This is a genomic window from Pseudomonas sp. VD-NE ins (genome assembly GCF_031882575.1).
Lineage (GTDB): Bacteria > Pseudomonadota > Gammaproteobacteria > Pseudomonadales > Pseudomonadaceae > Aquipseudomonas > Aquipseudomonas fluorescens_BZ.
Genome location: NZ_CP134772.1, coordinates 1,783,808 through 1,804,323, shown reverse-complemented (window position 1 = coordinate 1,804,323; position 20,516 = coordinate 1,783,808). Strand labels below are relative to the sequence as shown.

Sequence of the window (20,516 nt, the reverse complement as noted above, 5' to 3'; positions counted from 1 at the left end):
GACTCAATCTCGTCCTTAAACCGGCATCTGCATGATGTCTTGATAAGCCTGAACCAGCTTGTTGCGCACCTGGGTCAGAGCCTGGAACGACACGCTGGCTTTTTGCGAAGCGACCATCACGTCCGTCAGATCGACGCCGCTCTTGCCCACTTCGAATGCGTTGGCCAACTGAGTCGACGCGGTCTGGGTATCGCTGACCTTGTTGATCGCCTGACCGAGCATGTCGGAAAAGCTGCTGCCCGCCAATTCAGGGACAGCGGTCGTCGATTTCGGTGCAGACATGGCGTCCAGTTTCATGGCCTTCATGTCCATCATCAACCGATTAAATTCAATACCTTGGCTCATGGTCTACTCTCTTGGGCGGCCCGCAATTTTTTGACACTCACTCGGCGGGTACACAGGTATTAGCAACAAGGGTGCCAGCTCATGGGCACCCCTTTCAGAAAAGCGTTTTCAAATCGTTGCGCCAGACGTCAGGTGGCAAACAGATAACCTTCGACGTCCATCCCGGCATCGCGCATTTGCGCCAGTTTGTAGCGCAGGGTGCGCGGGCTGATGCCGAGCTTTTCCGCGGCCTCCTTGCGGCGACCACGTTCGGCACGCAGGGTGTCGATGATCATCTGAAACTCCCGGCGGCGCAGGTCATCACCCAGGGCGCCGGCCGAATCCGCTTCGATTTCCACCTCGCGAAGCACCGCTGACACCGGCGCGGTGACAGGCATCGCGTTGTACGTCACGGGACCGGCCAGACAGAAATCCTGCGGCTGAATCAAACCGCCCTGCTGCAGGATCAGCGCACGCTGAATGGCGTTATCCAGCTCACGCACATTGCCCGGCCACGGGTAAGCGGTCAGGCACACTTGCGCGTCGGGCGAGAGTTTCGCCGCCGCATGCTTCATTTTATTGACGTGTTTGGCCAACAACCTTTCGGCCAGCGGCAGGATATCGGCAGTGCGCTCGCGAAGTGGACGCCAGGCCAGGGGGAAAACCGACAGACGGTAAAAAAGGTCTTCACGGAACCGCCCCGCCGCTACTTCGCCTGCCAGATCGCGGTTGGTGGTGGCGACCACACGAATATCCAGAGCGATCGGTTTACGCGCACCGACGCGCTCAACCTCGCGCTCCTGCAATACGCGCAGCAGTTTGGCTTGCAGGCCAAGGGGCATTTCGGAGATTTCATCGAGCAACAGCGTGCCGCCGTCGGCTTGTTCGAACTTGCCGGCCTGCGCGGCAATGGCGCCGGTGAAGGAACCCTTCTCGTGGCCGAACAACGTGGCTTCGAGCATGTTGTCCGGGATCGCCGCGCAGTTGATCGCAATGAACGGCTGGCTGGCGCGATGGGATTGCTGATGAATATAGCGCGCCAGCACCTCTTTACCGGTGCCGGACTCGCCAGAAATCAGCACCGTGGAGTCGCTGCGTGCGACGCGCGCGGCCAACTCAAGCAGTTGGGTACTCGCCGGCTCGACCGCAATCGGGCCTTCGCTCTCGCTCGCGCCAATATTGCCCAGCGCATGTCGTGCGACCAGATCCAGCAAGGCTTTAGGCTCGAAAGGTTTGACCAGGTAGTCAGCCGCCCCCTGGCGCATCGCATCGACCGCGCGCTCGACCGCACCGTGCGCCGTCATCAGCAACACCGGCAATTGCGGTTGGCGGGCACGCAGCAGGCCGAGCAATTGATGACCGTCCATGCCGGGCATGTTGACGTCACTGACCACCAGGCTGAACGCCTCGCGCGCTACTGCCGTCAGCGCGTCTTCAGCGCAACCGACCGCGTGGTAATCGTGCCCGGCCAGCAGTAACGTATCGGCCAGCGCCTCGCGCAACGAGCGGTCATCCTCGACCAGCAAAACCTTGATGCCCATGTCTTTCACTCAGCCCCCTGTACAGCGGAAAACAGCGGCAGGATCACCTGCGCGCACGTACCGCGCCCGACCCGCGAACGCAGCAGCAATTCTCCCTGATGCGCCCGCGCCACCGCCTTGACCACGGTCAGGCCGAGGCCGGTGCCGGTGACTTTGGTGGTAAAAAACGGTTCGCCGAGCCGCGCCAGAACGGCCGGTTCGATGCCGCTGCCACTGTCGCTGATGCACAGGCGCAAGCTGTTGTCGCGGGCGTAGCAATGCACTTTCAGGCGGACATCGCCGGCACTGGCCTGAATTGCGTTCTCAATCAAATTCAATAGCGCCCCGACCAGCGTGTCGCGATTGCACAGCAGCTCGCCGGCATGGCTGTCGCACTGCCAGCGGATCGGCAGATCCTGCACATGAGTCAGCGCTGCGGCTTGCAGTGCCTGCATCAAGGCGCTGGGTGTGAGGCGATCGGTCAGCGGCAACTCGCCGCGAGCGAACACCAGCATGTCACGCACCTGATGCTCGAGTTCGTGCAAACGCTCTTTCAGGCGCCCGGCGAAACGCTGCTGGGTGGCGACCGGCAATGCCTGCTCAGTCAAATGACTGGCGTAAAGCAAAGCGGCGGACAGCGGCGTGCGGATCTGATGGGCCAGCGAGGCGACCATGCGGCCCAGCGAAGACAAGCGCTCGTGGCGTGCCAGTTGATCCTGCAGATGACGGGTTTCTGTCAGGTCGTTGAGCAGCACCAATTGCCCCGGCTCGGCATCCAGCGAGCGCGTGGCAATCGACAGGCGTCGGCCGTTTTTCAAGGAAATTTCATGACCGTCGTCTTCACGCGGGGCAAAGCAGCGCGCAATCACATGGCGCCACAACTCGCCCTCAAGCGGCAAACCGAGCAGTTCGATGGCGGCCGGATTGGCTTCGCGCACCATGCCGTGACCGTCAATGACGATGACGCCACCGGGCAACAGATCGAGGAGATTTTGCAGGCGGTTGGCCAAGCGTTCTTTTTCCGCCAGCTCCTGCATGCGCTGGGCACTGACCACCGCCAGTTCACCCTTGAGCTCGGTCACCCGCGCTTCAAGCATGCTGTAGGAATCCGTCAGTTGGCTGGACATCTGGCTGAACAGTTCGAATGCCTGCTCAAGGCCCTGTCGGCTTGCCTGTTCTACGGAGGACGGTTGCCCCTCGGGACTGGAGGCAGAAGACATCTGGGCGTGGGGCATTGTGCTTCTCGCTTGGCTGACCGTCAGTTAAACGGAACGTTGCGAGGGCTGTAGCAATACCCGTGCCTAAAAAAAACTGCTTATAAATGAAGCAGTTGAAAAACAGGCGTCAATCCTCCGCCTGTTCATCTCCATCGCGCCGGCTCATGCCGTACTTGCGCATCTTCTCGACCAGAGTGGTACGACGGATACGCAGGCGCTCAGCTGCACGCGCCACAATGCCATTGGCATCGTCCAGCGCCTGCTGAATCAGGCCCTGCTCCAGACCACCGAGATAGTCTTTCAGGTCCAAGCCTTCCGGCGGCAGCATGGCGTTGACGGTGAAGTCCGGCGTATGGCCGTTGATCGCCACGCGCTCTTCGAGATCACTGCGCAGGCTGTCGACCATTTGCTCGTCTTCGTCATCGACGTAGCGGAATTTCTTCGGCAGTTCGACCACGCCGATCACCCCGTACGGATGCATGATCGCCATGCGCTCCACCAGGTTGGCCAGCTCGCGGACGTTGCCGGGCCAGCCGTGACGGCACAGCGACATGATCGCCGCCGAGTTGAAGCGGATCGAACCACGCTTCTCGTGCTCCATGCGCGAGATCAGTTCGTTCATCAGCAACGGAATATCTTCGACGCGCTCACGCAGCGGCGCCATCTCGATCGGGAACACGTTCAGGCGATAGTAGAGGTCTTCGCGGAAGGTGCCGATCTCGATCATGCTTTCAAGATTCTTGTGCGTCGCCGCGATGATGCGTACGTCAACGCTCTGGGTCTTGTTGCTGCCCACGCGCTCGAAGGTGCGTTCCTGCAGGACGCGCAACAGCTTGACCTGCATCGGCAGTGGCATGTCACCGATTTCGTCGAGGAACAGCGTACCGCCGTTGGCCAGTTCGAAACGGCCGGCACGGCTGGTGATTGCGCCGGTGAAGGCGCCCTTCTCGTGGCCGAACAATTCGCTTTCGAGCAGCTCTGCCGGGATCGCCCCGCAATTGACCGGCACGAACGGCGCATCGCGACGTTTGGAATGGTAATGCAGGTTGCGCGCGACCACTTCCTTGCCGGTGCCGGACTCACCGAGGATCAGCACGCTGGCGTCGGTATCGGCGACTTGCTGCATCATCTGGCGCACGTGCTGGATCGCACGGCTGGTGCCGACAAGGCTGCGGAACAGATTGGGTTCGCGATGACGACCGCGCTCTCGGGCCTGGTCATACATCTCGCGATAGACCTGGGCACGGTGCAGCGAATCGAGCAATTTGCTGTAGCTGGGTGGCATTTCGAGGGTCGAAAGCACGCGGCGACGCTGGTCTTCAGGCAGGTCAACGGAAGAATTATCGCCCATCAACAAAACCGGAAGGAACTCATCCCAGGTTGAGAGTGTCTTTAGCAAGCCCAAAAGCGCACCAGGAGCATTAACCGTCCCGATCAGTACGCAAATGACCTCACGACTAGACGACAAAGAGCCGACTGCCTGCTGCCAGTCATGGCTGCCGCAGGGTAAATTTTCTTCGCCGAGAAAATTTAGAATCACCGCCAGGTCGCGGCGGCGGACGCTATCGTCATCGATCAGCAGAATTTTGGTTTCACGCCACATGCAATAGCAACTTCCCTAGTCAACTCAATGCCCGAAATTAGGGGCAAGCGAGACGCTTGCAGGACACCATGTGCCTGTAGACGCCTGAAATCTGAAAACAGCCACTAGTTAAGTCAAAAAACCGTGCACAGTCAAATTTATGGCGCACATGTCTGGATTAACTGAGTGTTAATTAACCAAACAGATGGTAAACCTTTGCCGCGTTCTGCGCTTGGGTGATCTGCGACATCTCGTTGGCAATCGCTTGCCGCTCACCCATGGCCACCTCAAGAAGCTCCTTGTAGACATGGAGCAACTCTTCAAGATTGTCACGCAACGCGACCTCGTCCAGCGAAGCCTCAGCCATGACGTCTTCCATGCAGGAACGGCAAGCCAGATCCAGCTCGCCAATGGCTTCCCAATTACGCTCGGCCAAAGCTGTGACCAACGCTTCACGGGTATCGGCGATTCGCTGCAATACAAGACTCATGACGATCTCCTTCAGAACTGCGGAGCTGGCGTGGGCGCGATCGCATCCCAGCCTTCTTTTACCGTACTCAGCAGGCCTGCAACCTCGTCGAGAATGCGCAGATCACTGCTGATGTTCGCCTCGGCGAGGCGCTTCATCATGTAGATGTACAGCCCGTCCAGGTCCGCCAGTGTATCCGCACTGTTTTCCAGATCCAGACCTTCGCGCAGACCACTGACAATGCCGATCGCCTTGCTGATCGAAGTGCATTTGCCTGGAATATCCTTGCGCTCGATGGCGCCTTTGGCCTGAGCGATACGCGCCAGTCCACCTTCCATCAACATTTGCACCAGACGGTGCGGGCTCGCTTCGGATGTCTGAGCGTGTGCGCCGACTTTCTGATACTGCCGAAGGGCTAACATCGGATTCATGTTCTACCTCATTGCCACAATGACTCGTATAACCAGTGTATCGCCAACGAATCACAAAACTTTAGATTAAAAGACAAAAACCCGGCGCACGCCGATAAAGCGTAGCCGGGTTTTTGTCGTTCCTGCCTGTTACTTCGCGGATTGCTGCGCGTTCAGCGAGCTGAAGAACGACGTGATGTTGCTCGCCGTTGCCTTCATCTGCCCTACCAGCAAGTCCATGGCGTTGTACTTGGCAGTCAACGTCTTGGTCAGGTTGGCCACACGCAGGTCCAGCGCCAATTGCTGCGACGTGAGGCTGCGGGTGTTGTTGTTCAGAATGGTCATGCGCTGATCAAGCAAACCGGTGGTGGTTTTACCGTCAGCAGAAGCTTTGAGGTACGGATCGACCGCCTTGGTCATGCGCGCCAGCAGACCGTTCTTGTCGTCGGTGCCGGTGAACAACTGCTGAACCTGACCCGTCATGCCTGGCTGAGACATAGCCTTGTTGAAGGCAGTAGCGTCCAGCGTCAGCTTACCGGTGTCGCGATCAGTCATGACACCGATCTGCGACAGCACACCCAGCTCGCCTGGCGACGAAGTGGTCAACTGAGCACGAATGTCTGCAATCAACGTACGCGGCAGAGAATCACCGGTAAACGCGGCCTGCACCGTCAACTTGCCATCTTCGTCCGGCGTTGCCTTGGACAGGCTATCGATGGTGGTCTTGAGCGTATTGAAGGCATCGACGAATTGCTGAACCGAAGCCTGCAAGCCCTTGGTATTGGTATCGACAGAGACCTTCACCGCCGTAGGGCTGGCTTCTACCAGGTTCATGGTCAAGCCACTGATGGCGCCGCTCACCGTGTTGCTTTTGCTGGTCACGGTAAGACCATCAATGGTCAGCTTCGCATCCTTGGCAATGTCGCCCACAGACCCTGAATCACCGGCGGTCGGGGTGGCAGACATGACTTTGGTGCCATCGATTTCCAGACCGGCAATGCCACTGACCGTCAGGTCGGAGCCGGCGCCCGTCTTGTTCGAACTGATCACCAGACGCGAAGCGCCCGAGCTGTCGGTCACGATGTTGGCGGAAATGCCGTTGACACCCTGCGCCTTGTTGATGGCGTCACGGGTGGTCTGCAAGGTGGCATTGGCCGGAATATCGACATTGTAATCAGTGCCATTCTGACTGATTTTCAGGGTACCACTCGGAATGGCACTGGCCGCGCCGCCGGCGAAGGATGCACTGGCTACTTTCGAGCCGGTGGCCAGGTTATTCACCACGACACTGTATGTGCCCGAAACAGCCGTGTTATCGGAAGTAGCGGTCAGCGTTGCCGGGGTAGCCGAGGTCGCCGTGTAACCGGCAAACGCAGGGTTGGTCTTGCTGCTCAGATCGGTCATTGCCTTCTGGTAAGCCGCCAACGCGCTTTTCAGCGTACCGACACCGGAAATCTTCAGGGTGTTGGTTTTAGTTGCAGTATCGATCTGCGTCTGTTTGGCAGACTTGTCGGCGTTGACCAGCGCGGTGACGATCGCGCCGATGTCCAGGCCGGAACCCAGTCCGGAACCCGGTAGAATTGGACTTGCCATGTGCATCTCCCTTCAGATTGTTGCCATTCTTTTGACCGTTACACGCGCCCTGAGAACGGACAAACACTATTCATGCCAGCTATCAGACTTTGGCGTCGAACAACACGTGACTCGCATTGGCGAGGCTGTCTGCCAGCTTGAGGGCTTCTGCGGAGGGAATCTGTCGTACGACCTCACCCGTCTCGCTTGCGATCACCTTGACGATGACCTTCCCGGAGTGTTCGTCGATCGAAAACTCCAGATTGCGCTTGATCGACTGTACAAACTTTTCGATCTCCTGCACCGCCAGTTTCAACTTGGCGTCGTCCGTTTCCTGACTCTTGGCAGCGACCGGCGCTTCAGTCTTGGCAACTTTAGGCATCTCTGACGATTTGTCAGCAACCGGTGGCACTGGCTTGGGAGCCGGATAAGACACGTTAAGCTTTACGCTCATGTCCATGCCCATCACCTCTTAACGAAAAAAGCGAGAGAGCGCGACCAGCGCACCCCCCCGCTCAAACTCATTCCGAAATTACTGAAGCAGCTTCAGTACAGCGGAAGGCAGTTGGTTGGCTTGAGCCAGAACCGAGGTCGAAGCCTGTTGCAGGGTTTGCTGCTTGGTCAGGTTAGCAGTCTCTGCGGCGAAGTCGGTATCTTGTACGCGACCTTGTGCAGCAGTGGTGTTTTCAGTGATGTTCTGCAGGTTGGAGATGGTGCTGGTCAGACGGTTTTGCGAAGCACCCAGGCTAGCACGGGTTGCACCGATAGCAGCGATAGCGGCGTCGATTGCAGTGATCGCGTTGTCGATGTTCTGCGAAGCAGAACCAGCACCAGTACCCGAAGTACCGGTCAGAACTACAGTACCGCTACCAACCGACAGGCTGACGGCGTCGAACTTGGAGCTCAGTACCAGGTCGATGTGGTTAGCCGAACCGGTGTTTGCGCCAACTTGCAGAGTCACAGTACCAGCCGAACCGTCCAGCAGGTTTTTGCCGTTCAGGTTGGTAGCAGCCGAGATACGGGTGATTTCGTCAGACATCTGAGCGAATTCAGCGTTGGTTGCGGTCTGGTCAGCAGTGCCGTTGGTGCCGTTACGTGCTTTAACAGCCAGTTCACGCATACGCTGCAGGATGTCGGTCGAAGCTTGCAGAGCGCCTTCAGCGGTCTGAGCAACGGAGATACCGTCGTTGGCGTTCTGGATAGCTTGGGTGTTACCGCGGATCTGCGAGGACATACGGTTGGAGATTTGCAGGCCAGCGGCGTCGTCTTTAGCGCTGTTGATTTTCAGGCCGGAAGACAGGCGCTGCATCGAAGTCGACAGAGCGTCGGAAGCGCGGTTCAGGTTTTTCTGAACGTTCAACGACGTGGTGTTGGTGTTTACTGTTAAAGCCATGACGAATTCCTCGTTGGTTGGGTACTGCGGCTTCCGGCCCTGGCAACCGCCGGGTATGGCCTAGAGAACCTTCGTAATAGTTATCGTCGGGTTTGCAGGTTGCTTGAGGGCTTTTTGAAAAAATTTTGCCATCACCCTGCCACCCCCGCGAAAACAAAGACTTAGCAGCACATCACCCGCGAAAAAATGACGTCATAAAACCGACTTCGGCGCAAACCTGCGGGCCAGTGCTGTCGGCCTGCTCAGGCCGGAACACTTTCCAGCAACTCGATCAATTCGTACTCCATGTAATCAGCCAGCCCCAACCAGTCCTGGCGCTCCTGACAATCGAGCATTTGCAGTAACAGCTGCGCCCACACCTGCTGACCCTCTGCCGGGGCAGACGCTAAACATTGCTGGGCCTTTTCAAACACATCGACCATCGTCAGCGCCGCCTCGACATCGCGCCCGAGGCGAAACAACCCCGCACACTGGCGACATTCATCCTTACAGAGGCTCAGCGTACTCATTGCACAAACTCCGGGTTGAAACCGGTTCCGGCGATCAGCGCCCCGGAGCGGCTGCTGTTGAGAAATTCGACCTGTGGATGTGCAGCGATATAGCGCTCCAGCACGCACAGATAACCGCGAAAGTTGAGCTGTGTGCTGACCCGCTGACCATGGCCATCACGCACCCAATGCCGCGCCTGATTCACCGACGGCCCCAGATCGCCGTCGTTCCAGCCTGCATGGGTCTTGTTCATCGGGAAGGCGAAGTCAGCACCAAACAGCGTGATGCCGGTGGCGCCCATCTTTACCGCCAGATCCACCGCCGGGTGAATCACACTGCCGCCCACGTGCAACTGCGCTCGCGGGTGCTGCTCACGCAGATTCGCGTAGATCGGACTCGCGGAATAACCACCGTAACGCTTACCCTTCCACGCCTTCAAAACCGACGGATCGCTCATCGGCAGATACACCAGCGGGATGCCGTCGGACTCCTCGAATGGCAAATGGCGAAAGCTGATGCGCTGATCAATGCTCACCACCAGGTCAGGCACAATCCCGTGTTCGCGCAGCGGTCGATACGCAGTGTCGACACAGATGAACAACGGGCGTTCGGCGCGCTGACGGATTGCCGCCAGACGCTGGTAATGCTGCTCCAGCGTCGGCCCGGTGGCGATCACGTAGATTTCCCGGCCGACACAGGTGCCGAACAACTGCGCCACGTCCGCATCGGCGAGCAGCACCGGCAGGCATTCCTGCAGACGCTGTTGAATCTCCGTTGACTGCGGATCGAAATCCCGATTGTTGAAGCTCAGGTGGACTTCGCTGACCAGGCGATCACGCACTTTTGCGTTGAAATCGTCGGCCAACAGCATCTCGGCAGGCAGGGCAAAAAACGGCGTAAAAAAGTCTGGATGATCGCCGGCGTAAAACAACTCGACGCGCGGATCTTCCAGCCACTGGCGCTGATCGAGCAGTTGCACCACCAGCGCAAACAGCGCGCCATTGAGGATGTGTACGTACAAGCGTTGCAGTCCGGACCGCTCAAGCAGCACCGTGGGCAAATCGCCGAGACCGGTGCCATAGACATGCAACTGCGCCTTGTCGGGCAGACTGGCCGCCTGAATCTGCGCTTCATGGAGACGATCGTGACGACTGGTGAGTTGAATGCCGTTGATGCTCAGCGTCGAGCCTAGCCCCTCAACCAGTTGAGCGGGGACGGCCGTACTGTCCTCCGCTACCAGTCGCTCGAACAGCGCCGGCCAGCGCCGTTGCAACACCTCGGCATTGGCTTGAAAAAACTCGCTCATGGCGCCTCGCGCTCCCGTTCAGGCAAAAAAATAGCGTTCAAGGTTAACCTTGAACGCTATTTTTGTATCCGCCGTTTTTGCTCAGACTCAAGGACGATAAATAATCGCCGAGCCCCACGACAGGCCGACACCAAACCCGCTCAGGGCAATACGCTGCCAGTCGGAATCGATGACGTGTTTTTCCAGCAGCAACGGAATGCTCGACGACACGGTATTGCCGGTCTCGACCATGTCCTTGATGAATTTTTCCGGCTCGCCTTCGAAACGTCGCGCCACGGCATCGACAATTGCCGCGCTGCCCTGGTGAATGCAGAAGGCATCGATGTCATCGGCCTTCAGACCGGAATCGTCGAGCAGTTCGTGCAAGTGTGCCGGGACTTTGAGCAGCGCAAAGTTGAACACCTGACGACCGTTCATGAAGAACACGCCATCGGTGACTTTCAGGTGCGGAGCACCCGAACCGTCGGTGCCGAACTTGGCTTTGCCCAGTGCCCAGGTCGGCTCTTCGCCCATCCACGTTGCGGTGGCGGCATCGCCGAACAGCATGGTGGTGTTGCGGTCTTCCGGATCGACGATTTTCGAATACGGGTCAGCGGTGATCAGCAGGCCGTTCTTCAGGCCGGCGGCTTCCATGAAGCCCTTGATCGCGTAGATGCCGTAGACGTAACCGGAGCAGCCCAGGGAAATGTCGAACGCGGCAACATTGGTCGGCAGACCGAGTTTGTCCTGCACGATGGCGGCGGTGTGTGGCAGGCCTTCTTCGTCACCGTTCTGGGTGACGACGATCAAGGCGTCGATCGACTCACGTTTCAGATCAGGGTTGCTGGCAAACAGCGCATTGGCCGCTTCCACGCACAGATCGGAGGTTTCCTGTTCAGCATCTTTGCGCGGCAGGAACGCCGAGCCGATCTTGCCAAGGATGAATTCTTCATCCTTCTCGAATTTTGCACCTTGTGCGTAATTGTCCACGCCGGCTACAGGAACGTAGCTCGCAATGCTTTTTATGCCAATCATTACGGCTTCCCAATAAAAAACAGCCCAAGACCACCGCTCGCAAGGATTTCGAGGGGCGCCGACAAACAGAAAACGGCCGCCAAAACGGGCAGCCACGGGGAGCGCAAAGGGCTATCACTGGAATCGAAAACGAGCCAGGCGCCATCTCCCCGATCAATACAATACAGTGAAGATGCGCGTTATGACTCGCAGGTCACGCTATTTTGCCGAATCGGTGCAGATCGGCTATTCAACCAACGACCAGTCCAGCGGCGTGCCGCGCTTGATCGGCATGCGTGCGCGGCGGCCGAGGACGGCGTCGGTGTGCTTGGGCGGCAGACCGAGACCCGGGCGAATGGCGCGCAGATTGTCCGGGGAAAAGGGCTCACCGGCAGCCATGTCGGCGGTGACGTACAGCGAGCGGCGATAGACCAGCGACTTGCGTTCGGCCTCTGTGACACCGTAATGCACTTGGCCCATGGCTTGCCAGGCGCGCTCGGTTTCCACCACCAGACTGGCCATTTCCGCCGGTTCCAGGGAGAAACTCGCATCGACGCCACCTGCTGAACGGTCGAGGGTGAAGTGTTTTTCCACCACCGTCGCACCGAGCGCCACCGCCGCCACCGACACGCCAACACCCATCGAATGATCCGACAGCCCCACTTCGCAGCCGAACAATTCGCGCAAATGCGCGATGGTTCTCACATTGCTGTTGAGCGGCGTGGCCGGGTACGTGCTGGTGCATTTGAGCAACACCAGATCCTTACAGCCGGCCTCGCGCGCGGCGCGAACGGCCTCATCCAGCTCGGCGATGCTGGCCATGCCGGTTGAAATGATCAGCGGCTTGCCGGTAGCGGCCACACGGCGGATCAACGGCAAATCGGTGTTTTCGAAACTGGCGATCTTGTACGCCGGCACGTCGAGACTCTCGAGAAAGTCCACAGCGCTGCCATCGAACGGCGTCGAGAACGCGAGCATCCCCAGTTCCTTGGCACGAGCAAAAATCGGCGCATGCCATTCCCACGGCGTATGAGCTTGTTCATACAAATCGTAGAGCGAAGTACCCGCCCACAGACTGCCCGGATCCTTGATGAAGAATTCGCCTTCAGACAAATCCAGCGTCATGGTTTCGGCGGTGTAGGTTTGCAGCTTCAGCGCATGCGCCCCCGCCTTCGCTGCTGCCTCGACAATTTGCAGGGCCACGTCCAGCGACTGGTTATGGTTGCCGCTCATCTCGGCGATGATGAAGGGCGGCGCATCGGCACCGATCAAGCGGTTACCAATCTTGAAACTAGTCATGCGGGTGATCCTTCAAAACACGGGTGAACGCACAGGCACTCTGAGTGAACCCGGCGTCATGAAACACATTCAACGAGGCACGATTGCCCGGCAGTACCTGAGCGGTAATGGCGGTCACTTGCGGCCAGTGGCGGGTGACGAACGCTTCGCCCCGCGTCAGCAGCGCCTTACCCCAACCCAGGCCGAAACGTCCCTCAAGCAGATAGATCGATACTTCGGCAGCAAACCCGCGCAGGTCGTAACGCAGCACACCGACCGGGCCGTCATCGGATTCGGCGATCAACAGTAAACGCTGCGGATTACGCAGACTGGCGGTCAGCCAGTTGACGTGCTGCGACCAGTCGATTTCAGCGCTCGCCAGCGACCAACGCCGTACCGTTTCGGCATTGCGACCATCGAACAACAGCCGTGCATCCTCTAACGTGGCGGGACGGATGGCCAGCACTGCGCCGGCCAGAGCGGCAGCAACGCGCAGCGCTCCGCGTCCATCGACCAGTTGCCGCGAGCGTTCGGCCAGGCCCTGTCGCAAATAATAATTGTCGGCGACGAAGCCGATGGCGTCGCGCAACTGCTCGACACTGACCTGCTCACGGGCGCCCATGAAAACATGTGTCCCCGTTACGGCCATGACTTCGCCGTTGGCCTGCTGGTTGTTCGACACGGCAATGCAAATTGTCGGCAAGCCCAACGCTGCGCGCTCCCAACTGGTGCCGCCACCGGCGCCGACAAACAGGTCGGCTTCGCTCATGCGCTGGTAGAAATCGCTGACAAAACTGTGCAGACGCCAGTTCGGCCGTGTCTCGGCCAATGCCTGCATCTGCGCCCATGCCGGATTGTCGGCGCCAGCGACGAAGTCCACCTGCAACTCGGTGAAATCCGCCAGGGCCAGCATCGCGTGGCGGGTTTGCATTGCGGCATCGAATCCGCCGAAGTTCACCAGTACCCGGCGCGCCTTGGGCTTGATCTCGATGGCAGGGCAGTTGAATTCTTCGCGCAACAGCGCATAACGCGGCCCGAGCAACGTGCGACAACCTTCGGGCAGCAACGGCGCATAGTTTTCACTGAGGCCGGAAAGATTCTGATTGAGCAACAAATCGACGCTGTAGCGCCGGGTAGCAAGATCATCCACCGCTGCAATTCGATGCGCCCAGCGCCGTGCAGCGGTTTGCCAATGATGATCGAGACCGTAGTGGTCGACGATGATCCAGTCAAACTCGGCCTGACCTTCAAGCTGCGAGCCCAGTGCATCAATGTCGGCCTGCCACGGCAGCATCGATTCGATGGCTTGCTGTGGATCTTCATTGGCGTAGCGATCAGGCAGCGCGAACGTTTCGAATCCCTCGGCGCTCAATGCCTCCAGACGATGTCCCGGCAACCGTCGACAGGCGAAGGCGACATGACTGCCCTGCGCGCGCAGCACTCGCGCCAGCGTCAGGCAGCGAGCAATGTGGCCACTGCCGATGGTTGGCGAGGCGTCGGCACGAATCAGCACTCTCATTGCAGCTCTCCACCAGCCTTGAGCGCGGCGTAAAGGTATTCGGCGCGCTTCCAGTCTTCGGGGGTATCGATGTCCTGGACCAAATGCCGGGGCAGAATCACCGGCAGGCTGGCTGGGGAATAGAGCACCTCGCCGCGCAACCACGCCTCACGACGGCCCCAATAAAACTGACCGGCATCCTGAAAAGCTTTGGGCAGGTCCTGCGAGCGGGTGTTGCGGAACTCGGGATACAACGCGCGCAAGGCGCCCTGCTCGTCCAGCGTCAATGCCCGTTGCACCGGAAAGCCGAAATCGCAAACGGAGAACGCAAACGACTTGTCTGCATGCCGTTCCAGCAACTCCAGGCCTTCACGTAGATAACGCACCTGCAACAGCGGTGCCGTAGCGTAAATGCAGCAAGCGAAATCGAAGGATGGCAGTTGCTCCAGCGCATGCACGATAACCGCAGCAGTGCCGGTGAAATCATCGGCCAACGCCGCCGGACGCATGAACGGCACCTGTGCACCGTGCGCTCGCGCCACCTCGGCAATCTCGGCATCGTCCGTGCTGACCACCACCAGGTCGAACAAGCCGGACTCAAGCGCGGTGCGGATCGAACGGACAATCATCGGCACGCCGTCGAACGGCAAAAGGTTCTTGCGCGGGATGCGTTTGCTACCGCCACGGGCCGGGATGATTGCGACGTTGCTCAAGGGCGCTTTTCCAACAGGAACCAAGTGATGTCGTCCACAGGAAACTGCGGATCGCGGTGATAGACGAAACCATAATCCAGCAAGTGCAAATCGGCATAGCGATCGAGCATTTCACCGGCAAAGTCGCGCTTGAACAGCTTGCCGCTGTTGCCACGATAGGACACCTCCACCGGTGCCGGATTGTAATACTCGGCGATCAGGATGTAGCGCTGGCTCAACTCATACAACTGCGCATAAGCGGTCGGCAACAGCTCCGGGGCCAAGTGAATCAGCACGCCTTTACTCAGGGTCAGGTCGTAGCGGCGCTCGCGCGGGAAATCGAACAGCGAGCCTTGCCAGATCTGGGCAATGTCCAACGTTCGAGCTTGAGCACAAGCGCTTTCATTGATCTCGACGCCGAACAGTTCACAACGCGGCAGCAGTTGATGCAACGCCTGCAAATTGTTGCCGGCATTGGTGCCCAGCTCAACCAGACTCTCGATACCTGCAGCCCGGCTCAGCGCTTTGGCAAACAACGCCAGGTTCGCCGCCACTAGCGGCTGACCGACATTGCGCGCGACGTACTGGTTGCCGAAGTCGCCCTGCCAGAACTTTTCCTGCTCACTCAAATGACGCATTGCAGATACTCATCCATTGCCTCAGCGGCATTTATTCGGTCAGCCGACGCAATTGCTCGACTACATAATCCTGCTGCTGATCACTCAGCAATGGGTACAGCGGCAAGCTGATTGCTTCAGCGTAATAACGTTCGGCCTCGGGAAAATCGCCCTCTGCAAAACCCAGATCACGGTAGTAGGGCTGCAAATGCACAGGAATATAGTGCAGGTTTACGCCGATCCCGGCGGCTCGCAAGCCTTCGAACACCTGACGGTGACTGAGGCTGATGCGATCGGTCTGCAAGCGAATCACATACAGATGCCACGCCGATTGCGCCTCGGGCTGAGGGCTGGGCAACGTCACCGGCAGAAACGTCAGCAAGCGATCGTATCGCGCCGCCAGTTCACGACGCCGGGCGATGAAGTCGTCGAGCTTGCCCAGTTGCGACCAACCCAGTGCTGCCTGCAGATCGGTGATCCGGTAGTTGAAGCCCAGCTCGATCTGTTGGTAGTACCACGGGCCATGACTGGCCTCGGTCATTTGCTGCGGATCACGGGTCATGCCGTGGCTGCGCAAACGTTGCAGGCGCTCGGCCAGTTGCGGGCGGTTGGTCAACACCATGCCGCCCTCGGCGCTGGTGATGATTTTTACCGGGTGAAAACTGAACACCGTCATCGCCGCAAATTCGCCGCAACCGACCGGGCGTCCGGCATAAGACGCACCGACCGCGTGAGACGCATCTTCGATCACGGTGAAGTTGTAGCGCTCGGCCAGTTCGGCAATCTTGCGCATGTCGCAGCTCTGCCCGGAGAACGCCACCGCCACCAGCACTTTCGGCAAACTGCCGTCCTGCTCGGCCTGATCGAGTTTCGCTTCGAGGGCGAAGACATCAAGGTTCCAGGTCAGCGGATCGATGTCGACGAAATCGACGTCGGCGCCGCAATAACGTCCACAGTTGGCCGAGGCGAGAAAGGTATTGGGCGTCGTCCACAAACGATCACCCGGCCCCAGACCTGCGGCCAGACAGGCAATGTGCAGCGCCGCCGTGGCGTTGCACACCGCAACGGCGAAGTCGGCCTGGCAACGCTCGGCCATTGCCTGCTCGAAACGCTCGATGCCCGGCCCTTGAGTCAGCCAGTCCGACTGCAGCACTTCGACGACGGCATCGATGTCTGCCTGATCGAGGCTTTGCCGACCGTAGGGAATCATACCGAGAGCTTCGCGTGCAGATCAGCGATCTGCCCGACCGAGAGAAAATGCGGGTTGGTGTCGGAGCGGTATTCGAAATCCTCGCTGACCGCCCGCCCCCGCTCACCGACTTTGTCGACGGCAAAATCGACATCGACGCTGGTGAAGCGAATCGACGGCTGGATGGTGTAGTGATCCTCGAATTCAAGGGTCATCCGCGCATCGTCCAGCGGCACCATCAACTCATGGAGCTTTTCACCGGGTCGAATGCCGACGTTCTTGTGCGGCAGATGTTCAGCCATGCCGCGCGCCAGATCGACGATGCGGATCGACGGAATCTTCGGCACGAACACTTCACCACCGTGCATCCGCGCAAAGCTGTCGAGGACAAATTGCACGCCGTGGTCGAGGGTGATCCAGAATCGCGTCATGCGCTCGTCGGTGATTGGCAACTCCGTAGCACCGTCGGTAATCAGCTTGCTGAAGAACGGCACCACCGAACCACGCGAGCCGGCCACGTTGCCGTAGCGCACCACGGCAAAACGGGTTTCCTGCTCACCGGCAATATTGTTGGCGGCGACGAACAATTTGTCCGAGAGCAACTTGGTCGCGCCGTACAGGTTGATCGGGCTGGCCGCCTTGTCGGTGGACAACGCGACGACTTTTTTCACGCCGTTATCGATGGCAGCGGCGATGATGTTCTCCGCGCCATTGACGTTGGTGCGGATGCATTCGGTGGGGTTGTATTCCGCCGCAGGCACTTGCTTCAACGCCGCGGCATGCACCACGTAGTCGATGCCGCGCATGGCCTGACGCAGACGATCGGCGTCGCGCACGTCACCAATGAAATAGCGCATGCACGGCGCGTTGAACGTCTGCTGCATTTCGTACTGTTTCAACTCGTCACGGGAGAACACCACCACGCGCTTGGGCTGGTATTGCTCGAGCAGTCGGGCGATGAATTTGCGCCCGAACGAACCGGTGCCGCCGGAGATGAAGATTGATTTACCGTTGAACATGTACTGATTCCTCTTCCCTGTCCGGCAGGCTTAAGCAAGCAACTGTGGCCAGTCCAGCGCAGCGCTGGCATTGAGCGCGAAACCTTTGCCGTCCAGGCTCAGGTTGGCGTTGTAGGCCTGATCCTGGGCGAAAGCGGCTGCCCATTTTTCCTTCAGGGCCGCGAGCGCTTTCGGTGCCTGCGGCAACTCGCCCTGATGGATGACCTGCACCGCTGGCGTCCAGACTGTCAGATAACCGGCCTGAGCCGCGCTCAGGCACAGATCGACGTCGCTGAAGCCGTCGTTGAAGGTGCTGTCGTCGAGACCGCCCAGTGCGTCGAACAGATCTTTGCGCACCATCAGGCAGACGCTCGATACCGCCGAATAATTCTGCCCTACCGCCAGGCGATGCAGGTAACCGTCGGCATCGTGTTTTTCGCCGACGAAGGCCGAACCGACACCACCGTTCATGCCCAGGATCAGGCCGGCCTGGCTGATCTTGCGATCACGGTCGATCAGTTTCGGGCCGACCACGCCGACCTCCGGGCGCAGGGCATGATTGAGCAGAGAGTCGAGCCAGTTTGGATTGACCACTTCGGCATCGGCGGCCAACAGCACCAGATATTCGCCTCGCACCTGGCGGCTGGCCGCGTTGTACAAGGCCGTTTCGCTCAATGCCCGATCGGTACGCAGCACCTGGACTTTCGAATGCCGATAAGTGCCCAGCCAGTCATTGACCTCAGCCACCTGATCCGCCGTGGCGGCGATCAGCACTTCATATTGGTGATAGCGGGTGCGCAGCAGCACACCTTCGACGCAGCGTTGCAGCGCTGCCAGATCGTTACCCGCAGGAATAATGATCGACACCAGCGGGCGATCACTGTGGTGATAATCAATCTGGTAAACCCCCGGTACTGCCGAAGTGACCTTGGCTTTGTAGCCGCGATTGCCCAAATGACGCAGCAACGCGAGACGCTCGTCAGGGTTCTCGACCAGCTCCGGCGCCTCGGTAATCAGCAACGGCTCATCGAGGTGAGCGAGGCTGTTGAGGCCATGCTCTTCGATCAGACGTAACAGCACGTCAAGTTCCAGCGCCTTGCTGAAGTCGGCGCGGTAACCACCGACTTCCACCAGCGCATCGCGGCGCACCAGCCAGTGCCGCGCCATCAAGGCTGGCAGGCTGAGCAACAAGTCAAGATTGAAGCCCGGACGGAACACGTCCAGCAGTGCTCCGTTTTCCTGGCGCTGGATTTCGTCTGTGGACACCGCACGGCAATCGCCGGCGTTCATCAGCTCCAGACTGGCGCGCAACAGGCCGCTGGCGGTGAACTCATCGCCGGCCTCAGCCAACAGCAGCCAGTCGCACGGCGATTCACGCGCACTCTGATTGAGCTTGTCGACCAGATTGCCCGGTGTCACCCGAACAAAGTGCAAGGTGTTCTGCGCGGTGGTGGCGGCCGGCGCTTCGCCGGTGGTGAACACGACAATCCGGAAGGCCTTGCACTGCCCTTCCAGCAAACTGTCGAGAGAGACCTGGAGCTTGTCGATATCGTCGTCCAGATCCAGCAGGAAAATGCCGAACTGCGGGCCACCGCCATTCTGCGCCAGATGTTGGCTGATCGCCTCGACCTGCTGCCCGCCCGGCCGGCGCGCAGCCAGCCACTTGAGCAAGCGACCGGACTGCATCTTGTCCATGACCGCATGATGATCTTCAACGGTCAACGCTTCGAGACGCTCGATCCATGCCTGCATGTCTTGCGCTTCTTGAGCTTCGCCCATCGACGCCAGTTGAGCGGCGAGACGTTTGACCACCGTGCGATTGAACGCATTCAGGTCATGGGCCTGCCACAAACGATCAAGCACGCTTTCCGGTGTGTCATTGTTGCGCGCCTGAAGCAAATGCGCCTGACGGGTCCAGATACCCTCAAGTCCTTCCAGTTGAATACGCCCCGCCGGCATGGCGTGCAGCATGAATTCGAACTGCGCCAAGCGGTCGAAGAACGCCTCGTTGTAGAACGGCATTTCGACGTACTGCAACGGCCCGAACCGGCGATCCGGATACTTGAGTTCCTGATTCCAGGTGGACTGGATGATCAGTTCCGCCGTCAGCGCCCGACCCGATTGCAGGCTGTCAACCATCGCTTCGAAACTTTGCAGGGCGAACGCCTTGCCCTGCTCGGTATCAAGATCCTTGATTTCAGTCGGCAGCGCGGCGAGGAATTCGGCAAACGCTTCACGCTCTGCCACTGACTTGGTATCGACGTAGGTCAGCGAGTGATACACCTCAGTGCTGTGTTCGGACGCGCCATAGTTGATCTCCCGTACCACATAAGGCATCGGCAGAATCCGCGCTTTGGCACTGGCCAGCAGGTAGTAGACATGGCCGATTTCCTGCCACTGGAAACTGGTGCCCGGCGGCAGCGCCGAGTGCCAGCTCTTCATCAGATCAGTACGGGTCACCGCGTAGAACGGCGGGATGTACTGGCTCATGTAATCGACGACCCGATCCTCAGCCTTCTCGGCGCAATAGTCTTCCTGAACCTTCTTGTCGCGGCGGTAGTAGCTGACACCACCGGCCAACGTCAGGTACATCAGGCAATAGCCGTGGCACATGCCGTAATCCGGATTGGCATGCAGAAAGCCTACGGACTCGGTCAGCGAATCGTGCAGGATGAAATCGTCGTCGGCCGCCAGCACCATGTAAGGCGTGGTCAATTGCTCCACGCCATAAGCCAGTTTGGCCTGCATGCCCCAGTAAGCGAATTGCGGCACATGGTGATAATCGACGCTGGAAAAATCGCCTTCGGGACGTTCCGGTGTGGAGTCCAGCACCATGATTTTGCAGGGCAAGCTGCTGTAATACTTCACCGCCCGGCGCAGAAACGCCGGACGATTGTGAGTAATCAGCACCACCGTCAATAGCTCGTTGAGCGGTAGCGCCAGTTCAGAACTGTACTTGCCTTGCATAA

At 59.1% G+C, this 20,516-nt stretch carries 19 protein-coding genes; all 19 read right to left on the bottom strand.

The genetic code is table 11. The features are described from left to right. Positions 1-15: 15 nt before the first annotated feature. The 19 genes from fliE to RMV17_RS07820 all read right to left on the bottom strand — a co-directional run bounded on the left by fliE (position 16) and on the right by RMV17_RS07820 (position 20,514). A complete protein-coding gene (fliE, locus tag RMV17_RS07910) occupies positions 16-345 on the bottom strand; it encodes a flagellar hook-basal body complex protein FliE (RefSeq protein ID WP_016984303.1) in 330 nt (109 codons plus the stop codon). Positions 346-473: 128 nt separating this feature from the next. Further along, entirely contained in the window at positions 474-1,865 is a 1,392-nt protein-coding gene (locus RMV17_RS07905; protein WP_311886191.1) for a sigma-54 dependent transcriptional regulator, read from the bottom strand. 5 nt (positions 1,866-1,870) lie between these two features. Next, the gene (locus tag RMV17_RS07900; protein WP_178087431.1) at positions 1,871-3,064 is read right to left on the bottom strand and encodes a PAS domain-containing sensor histidine kinase; all 1,194 of its coding nucleotides are present in this window, start codon (positions 3,062-3,064) and stop codon (positions 1,871-1,873) included. A 124-nt stretch (positions 3,065-3,188) separates the two neighbouring features. Continuing rightward, positions 3,189-4,664, bottom strand: coding sequence for a sigma-54 dependent transcriptional regulator (locus RMV17_RS07895; protein ID WP_034153288.1), 1,476 nt, complete (start codon positions 4,662-4,664; stop codon positions 3,189-3,191). Positions 4,665-4,836: 172 nt separating this feature from the next. Further along, complete coding sequence (locus RMV17_RS07890; protein ID WP_095122700.1) at positions 4,837-5,133, bottom strand: flagellar protein FliT; 297 nt, start codon at positions 5,131-5,133, stop codon at positions 4,837-4,839. An 11-nt stretch (positions 5,134-5,144) separates the two neighbouring features. Then, positions 5,145-5,543: a flagellar export chaperone FliS gene (fliS, locus tag RMV17_RS07885; protein WP_095122701.1), complete on the bottom strand. Its 399-nt coding sequence runs from the start codon at positions 5,541-5,543 to the stop codon at positions 5,145-5,147. Between the two features lie 129 nt (positions 5,544-5,672). Further along, positions 5,673-7,115, bottom strand: a complete 1,443-nt coding sequence (gene fliD / locus RMV17_RS07880; protein WP_311886190.1) for a flagellar filament capping protein FliD — start codon at positions 7,113-7,115, stop codon at positions 5,673-5,675. Between the two features lie 82 nt (positions 7,116-7,197). Next, positions 7,198-7,554 carry a flagellar protein FlaG gene (locus tag RMV17_RS07875; protein WP_108226850.1) on the bottom strand — a complete coding sequence of 119 codons (357 nt, stop codon included), beginning with the start codon at positions 7,552-7,554 and terminating at the stop codon, positions 7,198-7,200. Between the two features lie 72 nt (positions 7,555-7,626). After that, a complete protein-coding gene (locus RMV17_RS07870; RefSeq protein ID WP_016771090.1) occupies positions 7,627-8,487 on the bottom strand; it encodes a flagellin domain-containing protein in 861 nt (286 codons plus the stop codon). Positions 8,488-8,729: 242 nt separating this feature from the next. Further along, entirely contained in the window at positions 8,730-8,996 is a 267-nt protein-coding gene (locus RMV17_RS07865) for a hypothetical protein (RefSeq protein WP_311886189.1), read from the bottom strand. Then, entirely contained in the window at positions 8,993-10,282 is a 1,290-nt protein-coding gene (locus RMV17_RS07860; RefSeq protein WP_311886188.1) for a 6-hydroxymethylpterin diphosphokinase MptE-like protein, read from the bottom strand. The genes RMV17_RS07865 and RMV17_RS07860 overlap by 4 nt, the downstream gene beginning before the upstream one ends. Before the next feature lie 87 nt (positions 10,283-10,369). Beyond that, positions 10,370-11,296, bottom strand: coding sequence for a ketoacyl-ACP synthase III (locus RMV17_RS07855; RefSeq protein WP_034153282.1), 927 nt, complete (start codon positions 11,294-11,296; stop codon positions 10,370-10,372). A gap of 225 nt (positions 11,297-11,521) precedes the next feature. Next, positions 11,522-12,574 carry a pseudaminic acid synthase gene (gene pseI, locus RMV17_RS07850; protein WP_311886187.1) on the bottom strand — a complete coding sequence of 351 codons (1,053 nt, stop codon included), beginning with the start codon at positions 12,572-12,574 and terminating at the stop codon, positions 11,522-11,524. Continuing rightward, positions 12,567-14,072 carry a UDP-2,4-diacetamido-2,4,6-trideoxy-beta-L-altropyranose hydrolase gene (pseG, locus tag RMV17_RS07845; protein ID WP_311886186.1) on the bottom strand — a complete coding sequence of 502 codons (1,506 nt, stop codon included), beginning with the start codon at positions 14,070-14,072 and terminating at the stop codon, positions 12,567-12,569. The genes pseI and pseG overlap by 8 nt, the downstream gene beginning before the upstream one ends. Then, positions 14,069-14,764: a pseudaminic acid cytidylyltransferase gene (pseF, locus tag RMV17_RS07840; RefSeq protein ID WP_034153279.1), complete on the bottom strand. Its 696-nt coding sequence runs from the start codon at positions 14,762-14,764 to the stop codon at positions 14,069-14,071. Before pseF ends, pseG begins: the two co-directional genes overlap by 4 nt. Then, positions 14,761-15,381: a pseudaminic acid biosynthesis-associated methylase gene (locus tag RMV17_RS07835; RefSeq protein ID WP_311886185.1), complete on the bottom strand. Its 621-nt coding sequence runs from the start codon at positions 15,379-15,381 to the stop codon at positions 14,761-14,763. The genes pseF and RMV17_RS07835 overlap by 4 nt, the downstream gene beginning before the upstream one ends. Before the next feature lie 31 nt (positions 15,382-15,412). Next, positions 15,413-16,570: a UDP-4-amino-4,6-dideoxy-N-acetyl-beta-L-altrosamine transaminase gene (gene pseC / locus RMV17_RS07830; RefSeq protein ID WP_311886184.1), complete on the bottom strand. Its 1,158-nt coding sequence runs from the start codon at positions 16,568-16,570 to the stop codon at positions 15,413-15,415. Continuing rightward, positions 16,567-17,568 carry a UDP-N-acetylglucosamine 4,6-dehydratase (inverting) gene (gene pseB / locus RMV17_RS07825; RefSeq protein ID WP_034153276.1) on the bottom strand — a complete coding sequence of 334 codons (1,002 nt, stop codon included), beginning with the start codon at positions 17,566-17,568 and terminating at the stop codon, positions 16,567-16,569. Before pseB ends, pseC begins: the two co-directional genes overlap by 4 nt. A gap of 30 nt (positions 17,569-17,598) precedes the next feature. Continuing rightward, on the bottom strand, positions 17,599-20,514 hold the full coding sequence (locus tag RMV17_RS07820; RefSeq protein ID WP_311886183.1) for a TIGR00180 family glycosyltransferase: 2,916 nt from the start codon (positions 20,512-20,514) through the stop codon (positions 17,599-17,601). Positions 20,515-20,516: the final 2 nt, after the last annotated feature.